The 17,298-nt window shown below is 60.5% G+C and carries 12 protein-coding genes; 1 reads left to right on the forward strand and 11 read right to left on the reverse strand.

The annotated features are described in order from the left end of the window. Positions 1-21: 21 nt before the first annotated feature. The 8 genes from BGC09_RS12275 to BGC09_RS12315 all read right to left on the reverse strand — a co-directional run bounded on the left by BGC09_RS12275 (position 22) and on the right by BGC09_RS12315 (position 11,726). Complete coding sequence (locus BGC09_RS12275) at positions 22-1,335, reverse strand: FHA domain-containing serine/threonine-protein kinase (RefSeq protein WP_069804286.1); 1,314 nt, start codon at positions 1,333-1,335, stop codon at positions 22-24. 72 nt (positions 1,336-1,407) lie between these two features. Beyond that, a complete protein-coding gene (locus BGC09_RS12280; protein WP_069804287.1) occupies positions 1,408-2,724 on the reverse strand; it encodes a glycosyltransferase family protein in 1,317 nt (438 codons plus the stop codon). Between the two features lie 7 nt (positions 2,725-2,731). Then, the gene (locus BGC09_RS12285; RefSeq protein WP_069804288.1) at positions 2,732-3,883 is read right to left on the reverse strand and encodes a glycosyltransferase family 4 protein; all 1,152 of its coding nucleotides are present in this window, start codon (positions 3,881-3,883) and stop codon (positions 2,732-2,734) included. Between the two features lie 4 nt (positions 3,884-3,887). Continuing rightward, entirely contained in the window at positions 3,888-5,054 is a 1,167-nt protein-coding gene (locus tag BGC09_RS12290) for a glycosyltransferase family 4 protein (RefSeq protein WP_069804289.1), read from the reverse strand. Continuing rightward, on the reverse strand, positions 5,038-6,228 hold the full coding sequence (locus BGC09_RS12295; protein ID WP_069804290.1) for a glycosyltransferase family 4 protein: 1,191 nt from the start codon (positions 6,226-6,228) through the stop codon (positions 5,038-5,040). The genes BGC09_RS12290 and BGC09_RS12295 overlap by 17 nt, the downstream gene beginning before the upstream one ends. Positions 6,229-6,745: 517 nt before the next feature. Beyond that, positions 6,746-7,090, reverse strand: coding sequence for a histidine triad nucleotide-binding protein (locus tag BGC09_RS12300; protein ID WP_069804291.1), 345 nt, complete (start codon positions 7,088-7,090; stop codon positions 6,746-6,748). Between the two features lie 92 nt (positions 7,091-7,182). After that, positions 7,183-8,475: an FmdB family zinc ribbon protein gene (locus tag BGC09_RS22575; RefSeq protein ID WP_141727766.1), complete on the reverse strand. Its 1,293-nt coding sequence runs from the start codon at positions 8,473-8,475 to the stop codon at positions 7,183-7,185. Between the two features lie 164 nt (positions 8,476-8,639). Further along, positions 8,640-11,726 (reverse strand): helicase C-terminal domain-containing protein, encoded by a 3,087-nt coding sequence (locus tag BGC09_RS12315; protein WP_069804294.1) that lies wholly within the window; start codon positions 11,724-11,726, stop codon positions 8,640-8,642. Positions 11,727-12,122: 396 nt separating this feature from the next. On the opposite strand from BGC09_RS12315, the gene BGC09_RS12320 reads away from it, so the two are divergent. Continuing rightward, entirely contained in the window at positions 12,123-12,854 is a 732-nt protein-coding gene (locus BGC09_RS12320; RefSeq protein ID WP_141727767.1) for an NUDIX hydrolase, read from the forward strand. A 96-nt stretch (positions 12,855-12,950) separates the two neighbouring features. Here the strand turns inward: BGC09_RS12320 and BGC09_RS12325 are convergent, their stop codons facing one another. From BGC09_RS12325 to prfA, 3 genes are all read right to left on the reverse strand, one after another. Beyond that, positions 12,951-13,799 (reverse strand): HAD family hydrolase, encoded by an 849-nt coding sequence (locus BGC09_RS12325; RefSeq protein WP_069804295.1) that lies wholly within the window; start codon positions 13,797-13,799, stop codon positions 12,951-12,953. Between the two features lie 384 nt (positions 13,800-14,183). Further along, positions 14,184-15,422, reverse strand: a complete 1,239-nt coding sequence (locus BGC09_RS12330; RefSeq protein WP_069804296.1) for a pyridoxal-phosphate-dependent aminotransferase family protein — start codon at positions 15,420-15,422, stop codon at positions 14,184-14,186. Between the two features lie 240 nt (positions 15,423-15,662). Next, entirely contained in the window at positions 15,663-16,763 is a 1,101-nt protein-coding gene (gene prfA, locus BGC09_RS12335) for a peptide chain release factor 1 (protein WP_069804297.1), read from the reverse strand. Positions 16,764-17,298: the final 535 nt, after the last annotated feature.

The following is a 17,298-nucleotide window of genomic DNA, read 5'->3' on the forward strand; positions in this document are numbered from 1 at the left end:
AGCGGCGAGCTAGAGAGCGAGCTAGCTTGTCGCCTCCTCCCCGTCCTTCGCCTCCGTTGGTGCCTGCTCATGGCCGTTGATCAGTTCGAAGCGCATTTCAATATTGCCGAAGCGGAGGATGTCGCCGTGCTTGAGCGCCCGCTCTTCGCCCGGTGGCAGGAAGCGACCATTGAGGCGAGTGCGGTTGCGTGAGTGGAGATCCTCAATGGTAAAAAAGGTGCCCTGCCGATTGCGGATGCAGGCATGGCGTCTGCCCACCATCTTGTCGGCCAGGCTGATATCGGGATAGAGGTTACGCATAGGATCACGTCGCCCAATGATTATCTCCTGATTGACCAGGAGAAAGACTTCCCCCGTGGCCAGGTGAACGAGTCGGGCTGCGGCTCGTGGAACTGGGGCCTTCTCTGTGGCGGCTGGGGCCTCGATCACGGTGCTTTGCTCAGGAAGGGCCAGCGGATCAGCCGGGACCCTGGGCTGGCTGGTCTGCTGAGGCAGGCTGACCGCGGCGCGGCGCAGGTTCTGCAGCGCATCGATAAATTCCTGGGGCGTTTGATAGCGCCGTTCGGGGCGCTTGGCCAGGCCTTTTTGGAAAAACTGGTCAACGATGGGGGGGAGATCGGGACGCAGCGGGTGCAGCGCTGGAATAGGCGTACTCTTATGCTTGACAATCAACTCCATCACATTGCTGCCCCGGTAGGGCGGTTGGCCAGCCAGCATCTCGAACAGGATGGCCGCCAGTGAGTAGAGGTCAGAGCGAATGTCTGCCGCATGGCCACTGTCGATCTGCTCAGGTGAAATGTAGTAGGCTGTGCCCATAAATTCATCGGTCTCGGTGATCGTCGGGGTATCCTTGGCCCGCGCCAGACCAAAATCAGTGATTTTTACCTCTCCCCGGTTATTGACCAGGATATTCTGCGGTTTCAGGTCGCGGTGCACAATGCCGCGACAGTTAGCCGCTTCTAAACCAAGAGCAACCTGCTCAGCATAATCCAGAGCAGTCTCCAGGGGGAAGGGACCGCGACGCTGCATGATGGTTCGCAGGTTATGGCCATCGACGTAATCCATGACGATGAAGTGGACTTGTCCATCCCAGCCGTAGTCGATGACATGGACGATGTGAGGATCATCAATGCCCAGTGGGAGCGAGGCCTCGCGCTGAAAACGCTGCAGAATCTCCGTATTGCGTAAAAATTTATCGTGCAGCAGTTTAACGGCATAGAGATAGTTGGTTTCCAAGTCGCGGGCAATGTAGACCGAGCCAAACGCTCCTTCTGCAATCTGGTCAATCAGTTTGTAGCGCCCTTTGACCAAATAGCCGAGAAAGGTGTCGTCCATAGAAACAGCTCCTCCTCCTGACTTACCTGACCGTCTCGACTGACGCAACCGCGCTGTCTCCGTTTCACTATATCATAACGACCGGAGGAGACCGAAACCAAACTGACCAAGAGTGGCCGCGAGTACGAGGACGTTGCGCAGCAAAATAATCTCGAAGAAGCCGGGCAACGTTTGCGCGACCTGGGGCGCACTAGTCGGGTCAGCCAGATGCGGGTAGTAGAAAACGTAGATTGAACTTGTCAGCAGGCAGATGACGATCCAGAGGAGCCGCCAGGAGCGAGCACGGGAGGAGGGAGTACGGTTCAGAGTGGCACCGACAACCACGGGAATGACCCAGAGGAGATATTGCGGGCTAAAGACCTTCCCAGTGGTGATGAGCAGCAGCAAGAGGGCGAGCATACTCTCCCAGAGGTCGAAGACACCTTTGTATTGCAGCCAGAGCGTCAGCAGGAGGCCAAGGCAGAGCAGGCAGGTCAGGAGCAGGCTCACGGTGGGCGCCAGAGGGCTGACGACGTTGAGGGAGCCGTAGCTAAAGAGAAGCTGAAGCGGCTGACCGAAGGCAGCCAGGTTGCTGAGCCAAAGCAGGCTCGCGGCCAACGATTCAATCTGAGGAGGCCGCTGGCTGAAGTAGCGCAGCGGTTCTAGCAGGGCGCCTGTAGGGTTGAGCAAGGCGAAGAAAGCGCTGACCAGCGCCACGGTGGCGCCAAAGAGCAGTAGGTGGCGCCAGCGCCAGGCTGCAATCCTGGGCAGCGGCTCCTGACCGGAGCTGAGAGACTGCTGTTCGGCCAGAAAGAGCGCCGGCAGCCCCACCAGGGGATAGAGCTTGAGAAGCGTACCGCCTGCCAGAGCGAGGTAGGCCAGGGCCCACCGTTCGCGTCGGGCTGCCACCAGGCAGGCCAGGACACACAAGGACGGCAGCAGATCGTAGCGCACCTGAAGAAGGGGGCCACCTCCCACGATGAGCAGCAGCGTGCCACCCAGTGCGGCCTGGGGCGAAACGAAGCGGTACAGCAGCCAGACCAGAGCAGCGGCCACACCGAGCATCAGCAGCGCAAAGGTTAGGGTATAGTACGGGAGCGGAACCAGCAGCGGCAGAGAGAAGGGAACAAGTGTCAGCGGAGGATACTCTTGTGGTAGAACGTGAAAGGGAGGCTGGACTCCATGAAGCGGGAGAAAGGTGCACTGCTGCGCCGGCAGCCAGTGCAGGGCTGCGCTGCCGAACCAGAAAAGCAGAGCATAGCACTGGTAACGGAGCAGGTCAGTTGGTGCAAGGAAGACTTGCCAGGCACTCTCAAGGAAGAGCATTGTGCCGGGCAAGAAGAGCAGCCAGGGAGCTGGCCACCGGCGCAGGCCACGTGCCCAAAGGAGAGGGGAGCGTCGCATAGCCATCGCGCACTCAAGAGGCGGAGGTAGGCGTCGAGGAAGCGGAGTCGCGTTCAGCCAGCATTTCCACGAAGACCTCGTACGTCTTGCGAGCGATCGCCTCCTGCGTATAGTTTTTCAAGATATGCTGACGGGCCTGGCGTGCCAGGCGCTGATAGAGGTCCTGGTCCTCAAGCAAGCGTCGCACGCACTCAGCCATTGCGCGGGCGTCGCCCTCGGGGAAGATCAGGCCGCCATCGCCTACGGTCACCGGGATCTCACCCGAGCTAGAACCAACCACGGGCACCTCGCAACACATGGCCTCGGCCATTGAACGTCCAAACTGCTCCATCCAATTGGGGCGGGTCAGCGAAGGCTGCAGCAGCACATGCATCTTGCGCATCTCGTCAGGCACCTTATAGCTCGGCAAGCTGCCCAGGAAGGAGACACGTTCTGCCACGCCCAGGCGCTGGGCCATCCGCTCCAGCTCATCGCGCAACGGTCCGTAGCCGATAAAGACCACGCGGCAACACGCTGGCAGCATGGCCAGAGCCTCGATGATCAGCGGCACGCCCTTCTCCTCCTTCAGGCGACCCACGTAGCCCAGAATAAACGGCTCTCCTGGCTGGTAAGGCCGGCGTTGGGGATCGGGGTAGTGCAGGCTTGGCTCCGCCCCGAACTGTGCAATCAGATGGATCTTGCCCTTATAGCCCTTACGGCGCAGCACTTCGCCCGCCGCCTTATTGCAGGCTTGAGCGTGTCTGGCGTGTTGGTAGCAATACAGCTCAAACTGCCGGAAAGGAGGGGGATAGCGGCGATAAAGGTTTTGGAACGTCGAGAAAATCGGCAGTGCCCCATAGCGTCGGGCCAGGCGGATTGCCTGGTAGGTTGCGAAATTATACGGCTCCTCATCGACATGCACGATATCGGGGTGCACGCGACGCATAATACTATTGAGCTGAGGATAGTAGTGGATATGGAAATGGCCATTGAGAGCCATCGGAGTCACGATTAGCTCATAGCCCTCCAGGTAGACCCGTTCCAGCTCCTGCTTACTGCCATCGTCGGCCAGCCAGTAGGGGGGGGTCACGGCGATCAGCTCGATGTCGGGGCACTTAGCCAGCTCCTCCAGTTTGCGGTGAGAAGTGCCGGCGACGTAGGCCTTAGAGATTGTCAGAACGCGCATTGCACTAAGCTCTCTCCAGCGATAAAGCTGCTTCATAGGCAGCCAGCGTCTCGCTTGCGGTCCGCTGCCAGCTGAACTGCGTAGCGCGGCGCAGCGAGCGGGCGCGCAGGTCTGCCTCAAGTCTCATGTCACTGAGAACAGCATACATTGCGTCGACGAGGGCGTCCAGATTGGTAGGATCAACGCATAGAGCGGCGTCGCCCACCACTTCAGGCAGCGAAGTCCGATTGGAGCAGACCACGGGGGCGCCGCAGGCCATTGCTTCCAGCGGATCGAGGCCGAAGCCCTCGTAGAGCGAAGGAAAAACGAAGAGGCCGGCGCCGCTATAGAGAGCGGGTTTATCTTCATCGCGCACGAAGCGCACGATCACCTTATCGGCAATGCCCAGCTCAGCGGCCACCGGGCGTGGATCGGAGAAGCGGGGGCCACGCTGTCGGTCGGGATCGCCCGAGATCAAGAGGCGCAGATCTGGCTCGCCCAGGCGCTCGTAGACGCGCGCGAAAGCGCGCACCAACTGCGGAACATTCTTGCGTACGTCCAATCCCCCAAGATAGAAGACATAGCGCTGATGCTCGGCCAGGCCGTAACGTGCGCGCGCTCTGGCCAGTTGCTCGGGGTCATGCACGGGGCGATACTCCTCGCCGGCGGCCTCGTAGATCACGCGGATGCGCTCAGGAGGCAGCTTCAGCGTTTCGACGATATCGCGCTTTGCGTGCTCGGAGACCGTAATGATCAGGGTTGCGCGCCGCACCGCATAGGCGATGAGCTGCATATAGGCCTCGATCTTGGCCCCGGCGCGATAAATAGGCAGATGCCAGGGAATCACATCATGCACCGTGACAACGACTGGCATAGAGGCCCGCAGCGGTGGTGCGAAATAGGGAATATGGAGCAGATCAACGCCGTGGTGCCGGGCTGCGCGCGGCGACGTCATCTGCTCCCAGAACAGTTTTTCAACGTTCTCGCTCCGGGCCAACAGAGAGGGAACAGGAGCCGCGACATAGCGCATATGGCCAGAAAGGGTGAGTGGTGGCGGCTCAGGGCGTGGTCCCAACAGGACATACTCGTGGCTCTGATCAAGGGTAGCCAGGGCCTTGAGCAGGTGCAGCAGATACTGGCCGCTCCCGCTAGCGGGGTAGCGAAAGAAGAGGGCATTAATGCCGATCCGCATAGGAAGCCTCCAGCGTAGTGAAGTCCGTGAGGCCCTCATAGAGCTTCTGATAGACCAGGAGCATTTTACGGGCCGAGGCCTCCCAGGTATAGCGTTTCACCTGCTCATAGCCCCTTTGGCGCAGCTCCTGGCAGAGCTGCTGATCATCGAGCAAGCGTGTGATCGCGGAAGCCAGGGCCTCGGCGTCATAAGGGTCGACCTTGAGGGCGGCCTCGCCGACCACTTCGGGCAGCGAAGAGGTATTCGAGGTGACGACGGGGGCGCCGCAGGCCAGTGCCTCCAGGGCGGGCATACCGAAGCCTTCATAGAAGGAAGGATATGCGAAGACATCGGCCATACTATAGAGCATCACCAGATCGAGCGTGCTGACGTGCCCCAGAAAACGCACCTTCTCCGTCAGACCCAGGCGGACCACTTCCTGCTCGGTCTCCTCATAAAGCCAGCCCGGGCCGCCGACAATGACCAACATTTTCGGGCGCGGCTTGCGGTTCAGGGCCTGATGGAAAGCGCGGATCAGACCCAGGTGGTTCTTGCGCGGCTCCTTTGTTCCCACCGTCAAGACGAAGGGGTGTTTCAGACCATACTTATAGCGTGTGGCCTCCAGCAGCACGGGATCGGTCACGCGCCGGAAGGCGCGGCCCACTCCAGGAGAGATAATGACCATCTTCTCCGGGGGGATTGCCAGATACTTGGTAAGCGTGCGAGCCGAAGCCTGAGAGACCGTGGCGACCACATCGGCGCTGCGAGCTGCCCGTGGAACCACCCCGCGCAGGTAGGCGGCCAAGGAAGGAACAGCGTACTGTGGATACTCCAGGAACGCCAGATCATGGATCGTCACCACGGTGCGCGGGTGGCGACCAAAGCGGCTGAAAGGCGGCAGAACAAAGTCCGGGCCGTGGTAGAGGTCGACAGGGCCGGTGAACCAATTCGCGTAGGGAGGGAGCTGCCAGCGATACCAGAGAATATTGAGGTAGCGCTCAGGAATAGGAATGCGCCGAATCGTCACATGCTCAGCTTGAGGGAAAGTGCGTCCCTCCTGGGGGGGCTGGCTGCTCAACAGGACATAACGATTCACCTGATCTTGAGCGAGCAGGGCCTCAACCAGGCAACGGATATAGGTCCCGATGCCTGCCCCCTGCCTGATAGCCGTCGTGTAGTCAATGGCAATGCGCATAAAGACATCCCTGGCCTTTGTAGAGATCTTACCGATGGATGATTGAGCGCTGCTCGACCAATGGCGCCAGGCCGGCCAGCCTCCGCTCATGATCGCCGGCCAGCCAGCCAGCGAACAAGCAAGCAGGCAAGCTTGCTGGCCTGGTGCTTGCCCAGCCTGCGACCCTGCTCACCTTTTGTTTGTTCTGGCGATCAGAGCCTTTTCCTACCTGCCTGGTGGCGAATGGAAGAGGAGCAGAGGCAGGGCATGCGAGAAGAGGCCGGAGAGCAAGGCGGGCTTGCCTGCCAAAGGCCGACAATCCTGCCGCGGGCCACAGAGACCCAACCCGAAGCAACCCAACCGTTTGAGTCAGCGCGCGGAACAGTAACGACTCGGATTGGTTCAGCCAAACCATGTCGAAATGACGAAAGAGGGGCGAGACGCCACGGTGATGTAGGGCCAGGCAAGCAAGCAAGCAAGCAAGGACAGTGCTGGCGACTCTCGCCCCAGAGTAAGCCGGGCGGACCGGCGTGCCAGGCTAGCCGGGCGGCCAGCCGAACGGGCGTCCGCCCAAGAGATGGAAATGCAGATGAAAGACCGATTGTCCGGCGTCGGGTCCGACATTAGTCACGAAGCGATACCCACGCTCGGAGAGGCCGAGGTCCTGAGCGAGCTTATTGGCGACGGTGAAGAGGTGGGCGAGCAAGGTCCCATCCTGCTCTGTCACCTCCTTCATCGAAGCCAGGTGGCGCCGCGGAATCAACAGCACGTGATGGGGTGCCTGCGGATTGATATCCGCGAATGCGACGACCTCAGCATCCTGATAAAGGATCGTGCTCGGGATCTCGCCGTTAGCGATCTTGCAGAACAGACAGTCTTGCATAGTTGCCTTCCTCAAGCCAAGAGCGGGCTGGGGCTGCTGGCTCACCCGCGCCAGCGGAAGAGCAGACGAGAGACCAACCCGACTCTTGCCGATTACTCTTCCGAGACCGGCTGGCTCTCAGTGGCGTGAGGTGTGGCTTCGACGCTTCCAGAGCCAGTGCTCTCCCGAGAGAGAGAGACGATCTCGGGAGTGGGCGAGGTGACCATAGTACCAGCCGGCAAGACTGGTACCGCTTGCTTATTGTCCCCGGCCTGGACACCCGTTGTCAATTCCTGGGTATGCAAGCTAGGATCATTGTACTGCGGCAGCTTTAGCTCCTGGCGGATGAGGCGGATCGCCTGGTAAACCACAGCGGGCTTGAGCGAGAGCTGCTGCGCGATGGTACGATGGACGCCGATTGGAGGCACAGGGAGAAACGGCTCATACAGGGCTCGGATCTTCGCCAGTTCTTCGCTGTTCCCTCGGTAAGGCTGGACCTCCCACCAGCTTGGCAGCCCCTCGCGCTCGCGCAGGGCCTTCACGATCTTCTTCACTGCCGATTTAGGGATACTCAGCTCATGGGCAATCCGTGTACGGATGCCATCGAACTCAACAGGCTGGGCCAACTCCTTGTAGCGCGCTTCGACCAGGGCCACCTGCTCTGGAGTAGGCACGAACGGAGCCGGCGGAGGAGTTTTTTCGTGCTTGGGCTTGACCGGCTGTGGGAGAGGCTTCGCTGCTTTTGCGGGCTCCTTTGCCTGCCGATGATGGGGATGGGGATGGTGGTGGGAAGCCTGGCCCGATCCTGGCCGGGTGCTCCCTTTCCCGCTGGGGCCGAAGCCGAAGCCAGCAGCAGCGCCAGTAGATCTGGAGAAAGGGCCGCTCTGGCGGGGACCACGTGCAGGACCGCTCTCCACGGGAGAGCGTGGACGCTGGCCCAACGTAGAGTAACCGCCGCGGAAGAGAGGACCTCGGCGCTCCGCTTCCCAGTATTGAGCGGGGCCGCGTGGCCCTGGCCAGTCCCGTTCCCGTTCCCGCTCTCGCTCTGCACGCAGAGGGCGCTCCGCAGCTCGTGGCCGTGGGCCTTCTCGCCCTGGGGGGCGCGTCTCGGCAGGGAAGCGGGAGGCTGGTCCCTGCGGTGAGCGGAAACGCGCAGGTGGCTCTGGCTCACTGACCTTGATATCCTGCAGATGATCAAGCCAGTGGTTCGTCCCTCCCGGAGAACTGGGGGGACGCGGGGGCGGCGGCACTGGACGGGGCGCGCTCACTGGTCTCTGCGGCCCTGTTTTAGTGACCTGCTTCTCTCTCCGCGATTTCTGATTACACTCAGGGCAAAGGGCATCTTTAGCATTAACCGACTGGAATCGCTTGCCGCAGTTGATGCAGCGCATCTTGACTTTACTCATGCAGTTCTCCCTGTACCGCTGGATACAAGAACTTCTCTCACTCGCGTCGGAATGCACTTCCTAGTATAGCAGCTTTACCCGGAGCGTCAATTGTCTTAGAAAAAGATCCTGTTTCCCCATTGATATTGCCGAGTGCGCAATAATGCTTAGTACCGGAACATCTGTCAATTGTCCGCTCCCGGGGAAGGCTGACGCCCGTTCTGGAAAAAGCGGTAAACCTCTTCCAGCCGATCAGTGCGACGCGCGGGGGGGAGGGCCTGCAAAATCAGCCGGCCATAGCTCTTCGTATAGATGCGGCTATCGAGAATGGCCATGACGCCGCGATCCTCGCGCGTGCGCAGCAAACGGCCCAAGCCCTGCTTGAGGCGCAGCACGGCCTGGGGGAGAACGTAGGAACCAAACCAATTCTCGCCAGCCGCTTTCATAAGCGCGATGCGGGCGGCGTGGACCGGGTCGTCGGGCGGGTCGAACGGCAGCTTGTCGATGACCACCAGCGAGAGGGCTTCCCCGGGGATATCGACCCCTTCCCAGAAGCTTTTGAGGCCGAAGAGGAGCGCGGGCTCCGCTCTGAACTGGCGCAGCAGCTCACTGCGCGGCCAATCGCCCTGGCGTAGCAAGCGGAAAGGCAGGGCGCTTCCCTGCAGCAGCTCGTAGACTGCATCCAGCATACGCTGGCTGGAGAAGAGCAAGAAGGCGCGGCCTTGGGAAGCATTGACCAGGTGCAGCATTTCCGCGGCGATGGCCTCGATATAGCGTCGCACGGCCTCGCCCCCGCCGTAGGCTGGTTCGGGCAGATGGCGCGGCAGGTAAAGCAGGGCGTTCTGCTCGTAGTCAAAGGTCGGAGGAAGAATCTGTTCTTCTACCTCTGGCATCTCCTCATAGCTGAGGCCGATGCGCTGTCGAAAGTAAGCGAAGTGGGGACCTTTCTCCTCTGGCCGCAGCGGATGGGGTCCCGTGGTGGCCAGGGTGGCCGAGGTGAAGATGAGGACTGGGGTTTTCAACAGTTTCTCGCGCAGCCAGGAGGTCACATCGAGCGGAGCCGCTGAGACCTCGATATGGCTGCCGCGTTGCCCTGGTTGCATCACGCGCTCTAGGTAATAGACATAGCGCTCGGGATGATTGACGGCGAACACGGTGCGAATGTGCTCAGCCAGATTCTGCGTGCGCTTGAGCAGTCGATCGTAGAGGGTGCTCTCCTTTTCGGGCAGGTCGCGGGGGCGCTCCTGGCGTAGAGAATCGGCGAGCTGGGCGATGACTGTCGCTAGCTGCAATCCTTCCTCCAGTGGTTCTTGGAGGTTCAAGCGGGCACCAGGTCCGTAGGAACGAGCCAACTGCTCCAGGCGGCGCCAGGTTGTGAGCCAGGCGCGCTCGGCCTCGTCCTGGAGGCTCAAGCGGCTATGCTCCTTCAGCATGCGCTGGGCGAGCAGGGTGCGGATCTGGTTGGGGCTGATGGTGATAGTGAAGGCCCGGGTTGCCTCCTCTTCAAGATGGTGAGCTTCGTCCAGCACGATGATATCGCGCTCGGGGAGCAGGTGGCCCTCCAGGGCTGCATCGAGCAGCAGCAGCGTGTGATTCACCACGATGATCTGCGCCTGCTCGGCGCGCAGGCGCATCTGCCGGACGTAGCAGTCGAAGAAGAAAGGGCATTTGCTCCAGGCGCACTGGTCGCGCTCGGCCACAACCCGGCTACGCAGGTCGGCGGAGAGAGGGAAATCGAGGCTCTCAATATCGCCGTTGAAATCGGCGCCGGGGTCCTGGGTCAGCTCGTAGAGCCGGCGAAACTCGCGATTTTTGGCGTAGAGCTGCATGCCGAGGCGCTCGCTTTCGAGGCGATCCAGACAAAGATAGTTGCCCATACCTTTGACCAGGGCCGCCTCAAAAGGCTTGATGTGCTGCTGGACGAAAGGAATATCTTTGTAAAAGAGCTGCTCTTGAAGTGCTTTGTTGGCAGTGCTGATAATGGCTACGCGGCCCGAGCGAACGATGGGAACAAGGTAGGCCAGCGATTTGCCGGTGCCGGTGGCCGCTTCGAGGATGGCGTGGTGCCTTTGCTCCAGCGCGCGGGCCACAAGCTCGGCCATAGCGATTTGGGCGGGCCGCTCTTCGTAGCCTGGCAAACGGCGCGAGAGGATACCGCCCTGGCGCAGGTCAGCGCGTACGATGGTCAGCAGACCTTCCTCTTCTTCTACCTCTGCAGGCTTCTCATGTGTCGATGGGACTGGACTATCAGATCCAGGCTCCTGGGAAGGAGCTGCGGGAGCTGGGCGAGCAGGAATAGCGGTGGCCGGGATGGTTGAAGCCACATGGTGCGAGGCAGCGGGGCTGTTCTCGCTGGGCGAGGTCGTCCGTACTGGCGGTGGAGGTTGGATGATTGGCGGTACCATTCCACGCTCGCGCTCTTGAGCCTGGTAGCGATGGGGCAGACCCTTGATGGCGGCCAGACAGGCGTCGGTAAAAGCGCGCACGTGGGGAAAGCGCTCCCCAGGATCAGAGGCCAGGGCCTGCAGTAGCACTGCTTCCAGCTCTGGTGAAAGCGTCGGGTTCAGGTTGCGCGGCCTGATCAGCTGCTGGCGTTCCTGCTGAGCGAGCAGTTCTGCGGCTGTCCGTCCCTCATAGGGAGGGCGCCCGCAGAGCCAGTGATAGACCAGGGCCGCCAGAGCATACTGATCGCTGGCCGGCAGAGGAGAGCCGCGCAGATGCTCCGGGGCTTTATAGGGCAAAGCTGCAGGCTCGTCGTCGTAAGTCAGGTACCCGTCGCGGCAAGCCAGAGCAAAGTCGGTCAGCACTGCATGGATAGGCTCGCCAAGAATGCAGCCCGGGTGGAGATTGCCATGCACCACCTTGCGCTGATGTGCCATATGCAAGGCATCGCCAATGGAGAGCAACACCGGCAGAATCTGCTCGGGGGATAGGCAGTCCTGTCCCTGAAAATAGTGTGCAATGTCCTCGCTGGGAAGATCGTGCAACACGAGATAACCGTAGCACCGATCGCTGCCGGGCTGGTTGAAGAAGCCGTAGTCTCTCACCGAAGCAATAGCGCGGTTGCCGGCAAGTCTTTTCAGGTGGCGTGCTCGTTCCTGAAAAAGCTGCTGGTCGGCCTCGGTAAGCAAGGGGAGAGCACTGACCTTGAGAAAGATCTCGGCGCGAGCGCGTTTCGCTGGCTGACAGCGGTAAAGGGTGCCACCGGCATTCTCCTTGATTTTCTCGGCGATGGTGTAGGAATCAATCTGGTGCAAGTCTAGACCTGCCATCAATGGCTCTCCCCCACAACTGAACAGATGTTTGTGCTGCTTGTGCCAGTATATCACAGCTGTCGTTGGGGGACAATGTCAGACTGGGCGGGCGGGGCGATGGCGAGACCTGGCGGTAGGTGGGGGCCTGCTGCTTTCCCTCCCAGCACGCCACTTGACAGAAGTGCCAGAGTCAGCTATTTTAGCGTCAACGAGACACGCATTGTGAGGAGCGTGGCACAACACGCAATGGATGAGCGAGCGGGCGCCAGGCCGGGGAAAGGTGCACGCTTCTCGCAGTGAGCCACCTGACCTGAAGACCGACGCAGCTTGCTCTCGCGACGCTCATCCTGAGTGTGGCCTCTTTTCACCGCTGAGCTGTCTCCTGGCTTTCTTACTTTATTCCAAACAACAACTATGGGTGAGCAGAACGAGCAGATGAGCAGTGGGCAGAGCCAGACACCGAGTGCAGAGGCCCAGGCCCATCATTATGATCCCTCGAAGTATGAGCGGCCATCGGTGACCGTTGACGTGGTGATGATGAGCATTCGCCAATCCGATCTGCAAGTGCTGCTGGTCAAGCGGCGCTCCTGGCCGTATGAGGGGATGTGGGCTATTCCGGGTGGCTTTGTACATATTGATGAGTCGCTGGAGGATGCAGCCAAGCGTGAGCTGCATGAGGAGACAGGCGTCCAGGACGTCTATCTGGAGCAGCTCTATACCTTTGGCGATCCTGGACGCGATCCGCGCATGCGGGTGATCACGGTCGTTTACTACGCACTTCTCGATTCGGAGCGCTTGCAGGTACGCGCAGCGGATGATGCCAGTGATGTCGGCTGGTTTTCCATGTACAATCTGCCGGAGCTGGCTTTTGATCACGCCAAGATTCTGGCCTACACGCTCCAGCGGATTCGGGGCAAGCTGGAGTATACGACCATCGCCTTTAACTTGCTACCGGAGCAGTTCACGCTGCGCGAGCTGCAGCGCGTTTACGAAATCATTCTTCACCGCAAGTTGGACAAGCGTAATTTCCGCAAGAAGATTCTCTCCACCGGTATTCTGGAGGATACGGGGGCCAAGAAAATGGAAGGAACCCACCGACCCGCCCGCCTCTATCGTTTCAATCCGGCGGCAGTCGCGCGCCAGTAGGGCGGGGCGGCGGGAGCTGGGGAGGCGAGGGCGCCGCTCGCGTCTTGCCTGGTTGCTATAGCGCTTTCTTCCTCCCCGCTAGAGAAAAGGCGAGATCTATCTCTGTCGAGACGATTTGTCAGGCGGCTGCTGGGCTCCATTCTGGTCACTCCTCGTGGACTGCAGGGCAGGCGTAGCCTCTTCGGCGCTGGGCCTTCCTTGGCGAGCGCCTGGCAGCTCGAGCAGCGTCAGCAGGTCTGTCAGCGAGTGTATGAGAAGGCAGTCGACATCACTGCTGCGCAGGCGATGGGAGCGATCGAGCAGCACAGGTGTAATGCCCGCAGAGCGAGCGCCGAGCACATCATGGATGTAGGAGTCGCCGATGTGCAACGTGTAATCAGCAATAGCATTGGCCCGCTTTAGCGCCGTTTCATAGAGCAATGTCGATGGCTTGGCGTAGCGGGCAACAGCTGAGATGATCACGCAGTCGAAGAAGCGCGTCAGGCGGTGACGATGCAGGATGGAGCCGAGGCTGATGCCCCAGTCTGAGATCACGCCAAGCGTATAGTGATGGTGTTGCAGTACCTCCAGCGTGGGCACGACGTCGGGAAAGACTTCCCAGCTCGTATGTGCCGCAAACTCCTCCGTGATGGCTCGTGCCAGCTCGTAGAGGCGCTGCTCTCTGCGCTCATCGACGGCCTGGCGAAGCATACTGACGTAGTAACCCAGCCACAGCTCATTGATGGCCTGCTCGCTGGCCCAGGTATGGCGATCCAGGCGGACCTGGCGGTAGAAGAAGTCTTCCGCCTCGATCAGGCCCTGCTTGAGGCGTGGCAGATCAACGTCCAGGCCAGCCCGCTGGCAGACCTGCTGGCAGATTTCGACAACAGAAGGGTAGGGTTGCAGGAGCGTCTGACCAGCATCAAAGAAAATCGTGCGGATTGCCTGGGGTTGCTCAAGACGCATAGTCACCTCTTTTCCAGTCTGCTCGTTCGTTCGAGAGCGAGCAAGCGAGTTGCGCCATTCTGCCGGCTTTCAGCCGCCAGCCTGAACAGACGAGAGCCTGTCACTTCCTCCTCATCATGACCGAGGGATTGATCGCCTTAGCTGCTGGATCGGCTCCTATGATGCTCCCGGTTCCCTGGTTTGCAGGGAGTGCCGCGTAGGGAAGGGGCTGGACGAGACAGCGGAGGCTGAGGCGACGCCGTCATTGTGAACGTTCCGCGAGTGGCTTGGCCTCATGTTTTTCTGCCTCCAGCGCTGTGGCCTGGAGCAGCAGGCTCTCTCTCCTCAGGCAGGCCCACTGGTAGAGCGGCGGCCAGTGGGCCTGCCTGATCTATTTTCCCGCTCTCAGGCGTCCCCGGATGGTCGTTCTTCTTTGCTGTAGACCGCGGCGGCGGCGGTCAGAGCTGCCCCGGCCTGGACCGGCCAATCGTATGAGGGCAAGAGTTGCTCAAGGGCCGCCAGTACCGTCTCAACATTCTTACGGCAGGCGTTGTAGCCCATCAATCCGATACGGAGCAGCTGCCCTTTCAGGGAGCCGAGGCCGCCGCCGACCTCGATACTGTACCCGGTCAGCAGTTGCTGGCGCAGCAGGCTCTCGGAGACCGAGGAAGGGAGGCGAACGGCGGTCAGCACGGGGAGCTCGTAGCCGGGGCGGGGTAGCAGGGTAAGGCCCAGGGCCTGTAAACCAGCGCGTAGCGCCTCCCCATGAAGGCGGTGACGCTGCCAGCGGGCCTCAAGCCCCTCTTCAAGCACAATACGTAAAGCCTCATGCATAGTGAAGAGTAGATTGCTGCAGGCCGTGTGATGATAGGCATGATCGCCGTTCCAATAGCGCTGGAGAGCCAGCAGATCAAGATAATAGCTCTGTACCGGTTTGCGGCGCCGCTTGATTGCCTCAACAGCGCGCGCGTTCAGGGTCAGCGGGGCCAGGCCAGGGAGGGCGCCGAGGCATTTCTGGCTGCCCGCGTAGCAAGCGTCGATCTTCATCTGCTCGACATTGATGGGGATGCCCCCCAGACCCGAGACCGCGTCGACGACGAAGAGCGCCTCGTGGGCATGTGTGATGCGCTCCAGCTCTTCCAAAGGCTGGAGCAGGCCCGTGGAGGTCTCCGCAATGGCCGTGGCGAACAGCTTCGCCTCGGGATGCCTGGCAAACGCTGCGGCCACTTGCTGCGGATCGAGCGGCTGCCCCGGCTCGCTCTCCAGCAGAATCACCCGGGCCCCGATCCGCTGGGCGATTTCTGCAATCTTTCCACTGAAGAAGCCCAGGCTTCCAGCGATGAGCGTATCACCCTCCTCTAGCAGATTGCAGAGCACAGCCTCTGCGCCTGCAAAGCCTGAGCCAGAGACACAGAGCGTCAGCTCATTCTGTGTCTGAAAAACCTGGCGCAGCTGGTTGGCGATGGCGCCGAGTGTGTCAAGCAGAAAAGGATCGAGATGCCCCAGCTGCGGAGCGGAGGCTGCGAGCAGGACGCGCGGATCAACGTTACAGGGTCCTGGCCCGAGCAACAGTCGATAGGGGGGATGAAGTTCCGAGAAAGTGCTCTGGATGAGAGACGTCTGACCCGGCAGTAGTGGAGTCATCGAAGAAAAAGCCTACCTTTCGCTCAGAGAAATAGTGCAAACATACCCTCTCCATCGTTGTGGCCCTTCTCTCCTCACGGAAGTAGGATAGCACATCGCAGCCATCTTTGCCGGTATCAGAGGGCCGTCATGGTGCTCAGGCTGGGAGAGAGGGCTGAAGGAGGCGCCAGAGCCGGTGGAGCGGCTGGGGAGAGGTGCGGATATGTGTGCCTGAGACAATCAGCCCCCTGCTTCCGTAGTTTACTGGACGGCGGCAGGCTCTTCAGCAAAGAGGCGCTGCAAGCGATCGGCCTGGTCGGCGGCGATCAAATTATCGATAAACTCGTCCAGCTCGCCGTCGAGCACGCCTTGCAAATTATAGCGAGTCAGACCGATGCGGTGGTCGGTCACGCGGTCCTGGGGGAAATTATAGGTCCGGATCTTCTCGCTGCGGTCGCCCATCTGCACCTGTGAGCGACGCGCTTTCCCCAGCTCTTCCTGGCGGCGGGCCTCCTCCAGGTCCCAGAGGCGAGCTTTCAAGACTGAGAGTGCTCGCTCCTTATTCTTCAGCTGCGACTTCTCGTCCTGGCAGGTGACCACCAGGCCGGTGGGCAGGTGGGTAATGCGCACCGCCGAATCGGTTGTATTCACGCTCTGGCCGCCGTGGCCTGTCGAGCGGAAGACGTCGATACGGATATCGCTCTCCTTGATCTCGATGTTAATCTCCTCATCGGCCTCGGGCAGCACGATTACCTTCGCTGTAGAGGTATGGATGCGTCCATTGGCCTCTGTCACGGGAACGCGCTGGACGCGATGGGTGCCGCCCTCGTATTTCAAGCGGCGATAGGCCCCCTTGCCGCGCACCAGAAACGTGATATCTTTGATCCCGCCCTGATCGGTCTCGTTCAGATCGAGAATCTCGATCTTCCAGCGGCGCTGCTCAGCGTAGCGGCTATACATGCGGAAGAGATCGGCAGCGAAAAGGGCGGCCTCCTCACCGCCGGCGCCGCCCTGGATCGTCACGATGGCATTCTTCTCATCCATCGCATCTTTAGGCAGCAAGGCCAGCTTGACCTCCTCGGTCAGCAGCTCGCGGCGCTCTTTCAGGCGCGTGATCTCCTCGCGCGCCAGCTCGCGCAGGGCGGGGTCGTCGCTTTCGCGCTCCAGCTCCTCGGCCTCCTCCAGTTCTTTGAGCGTTGTGCGCAGCTGATAATATTTCTGAACGACTTCTTCTAACTCGGCCTGCTCACGCCCGTAGCGTTGGAGCAGAGGGATATTGCTCAGAACCTCGGGCTGGGCCATGAGCGTATTCAGTTCCTCGTAGCGATTGGCCAGACTTTCAAGCTTCTGCATTAAATCCATAGATGATCCCTCGCTGACTGGCTGGTACTAATCTCGCAGCAGGGCTGCCCTCTCTGGCGGGGCAGATGCTGGCAGCTCTGCCGCTCCGCGTCTCTGGGCCTCTTGCCGCTGCAGAGTGACCGGCCTGACCTGACCGGTGGTTGTGTGCCTGGCAGGTAGTAGCTGTGCGTGCTATCGTGCCGCAGTGCGCGCGCACCCGGTGTCGCGTTGCGAGGACCGACCCGGTATGCTGTGCAGAGGATCTCGGCAGGAGAGCAGTTCAAGCAGCTTATCACGCTGACACATGCAGAGCAGGCATGGCCCTGTTCTGTTCTGAGCAGAGAAGGAAGTAGCTACCCGGCAGCGAGCAGGTAGCTCTCAGCGCCAGCAGGACTGGCGCGATGGGCAACGGATGATAGACGCGGAAGATCGCGCATGATGACAAACAGGAACAAACCCTTTCCATTGTATTATAACACAGCGGCGCCGATCTTGCTGACACAGCATCAGGGTGGTTGCTGTTCTTGGCAAGCATCTCTATACTCAAAAGTGTAGA

It is taken from the genome of Thermogemmatispora onikobensis (assembly GCF_001748285.1).
Classification (GTDB): domain Bacteria; phylum Chloroflexota; class Ktedonobacteria; order Ktedonobacterales; family Ktedonobacteraceae; genus Thermogemmatispora; species Thermogemmatispora onikobensis.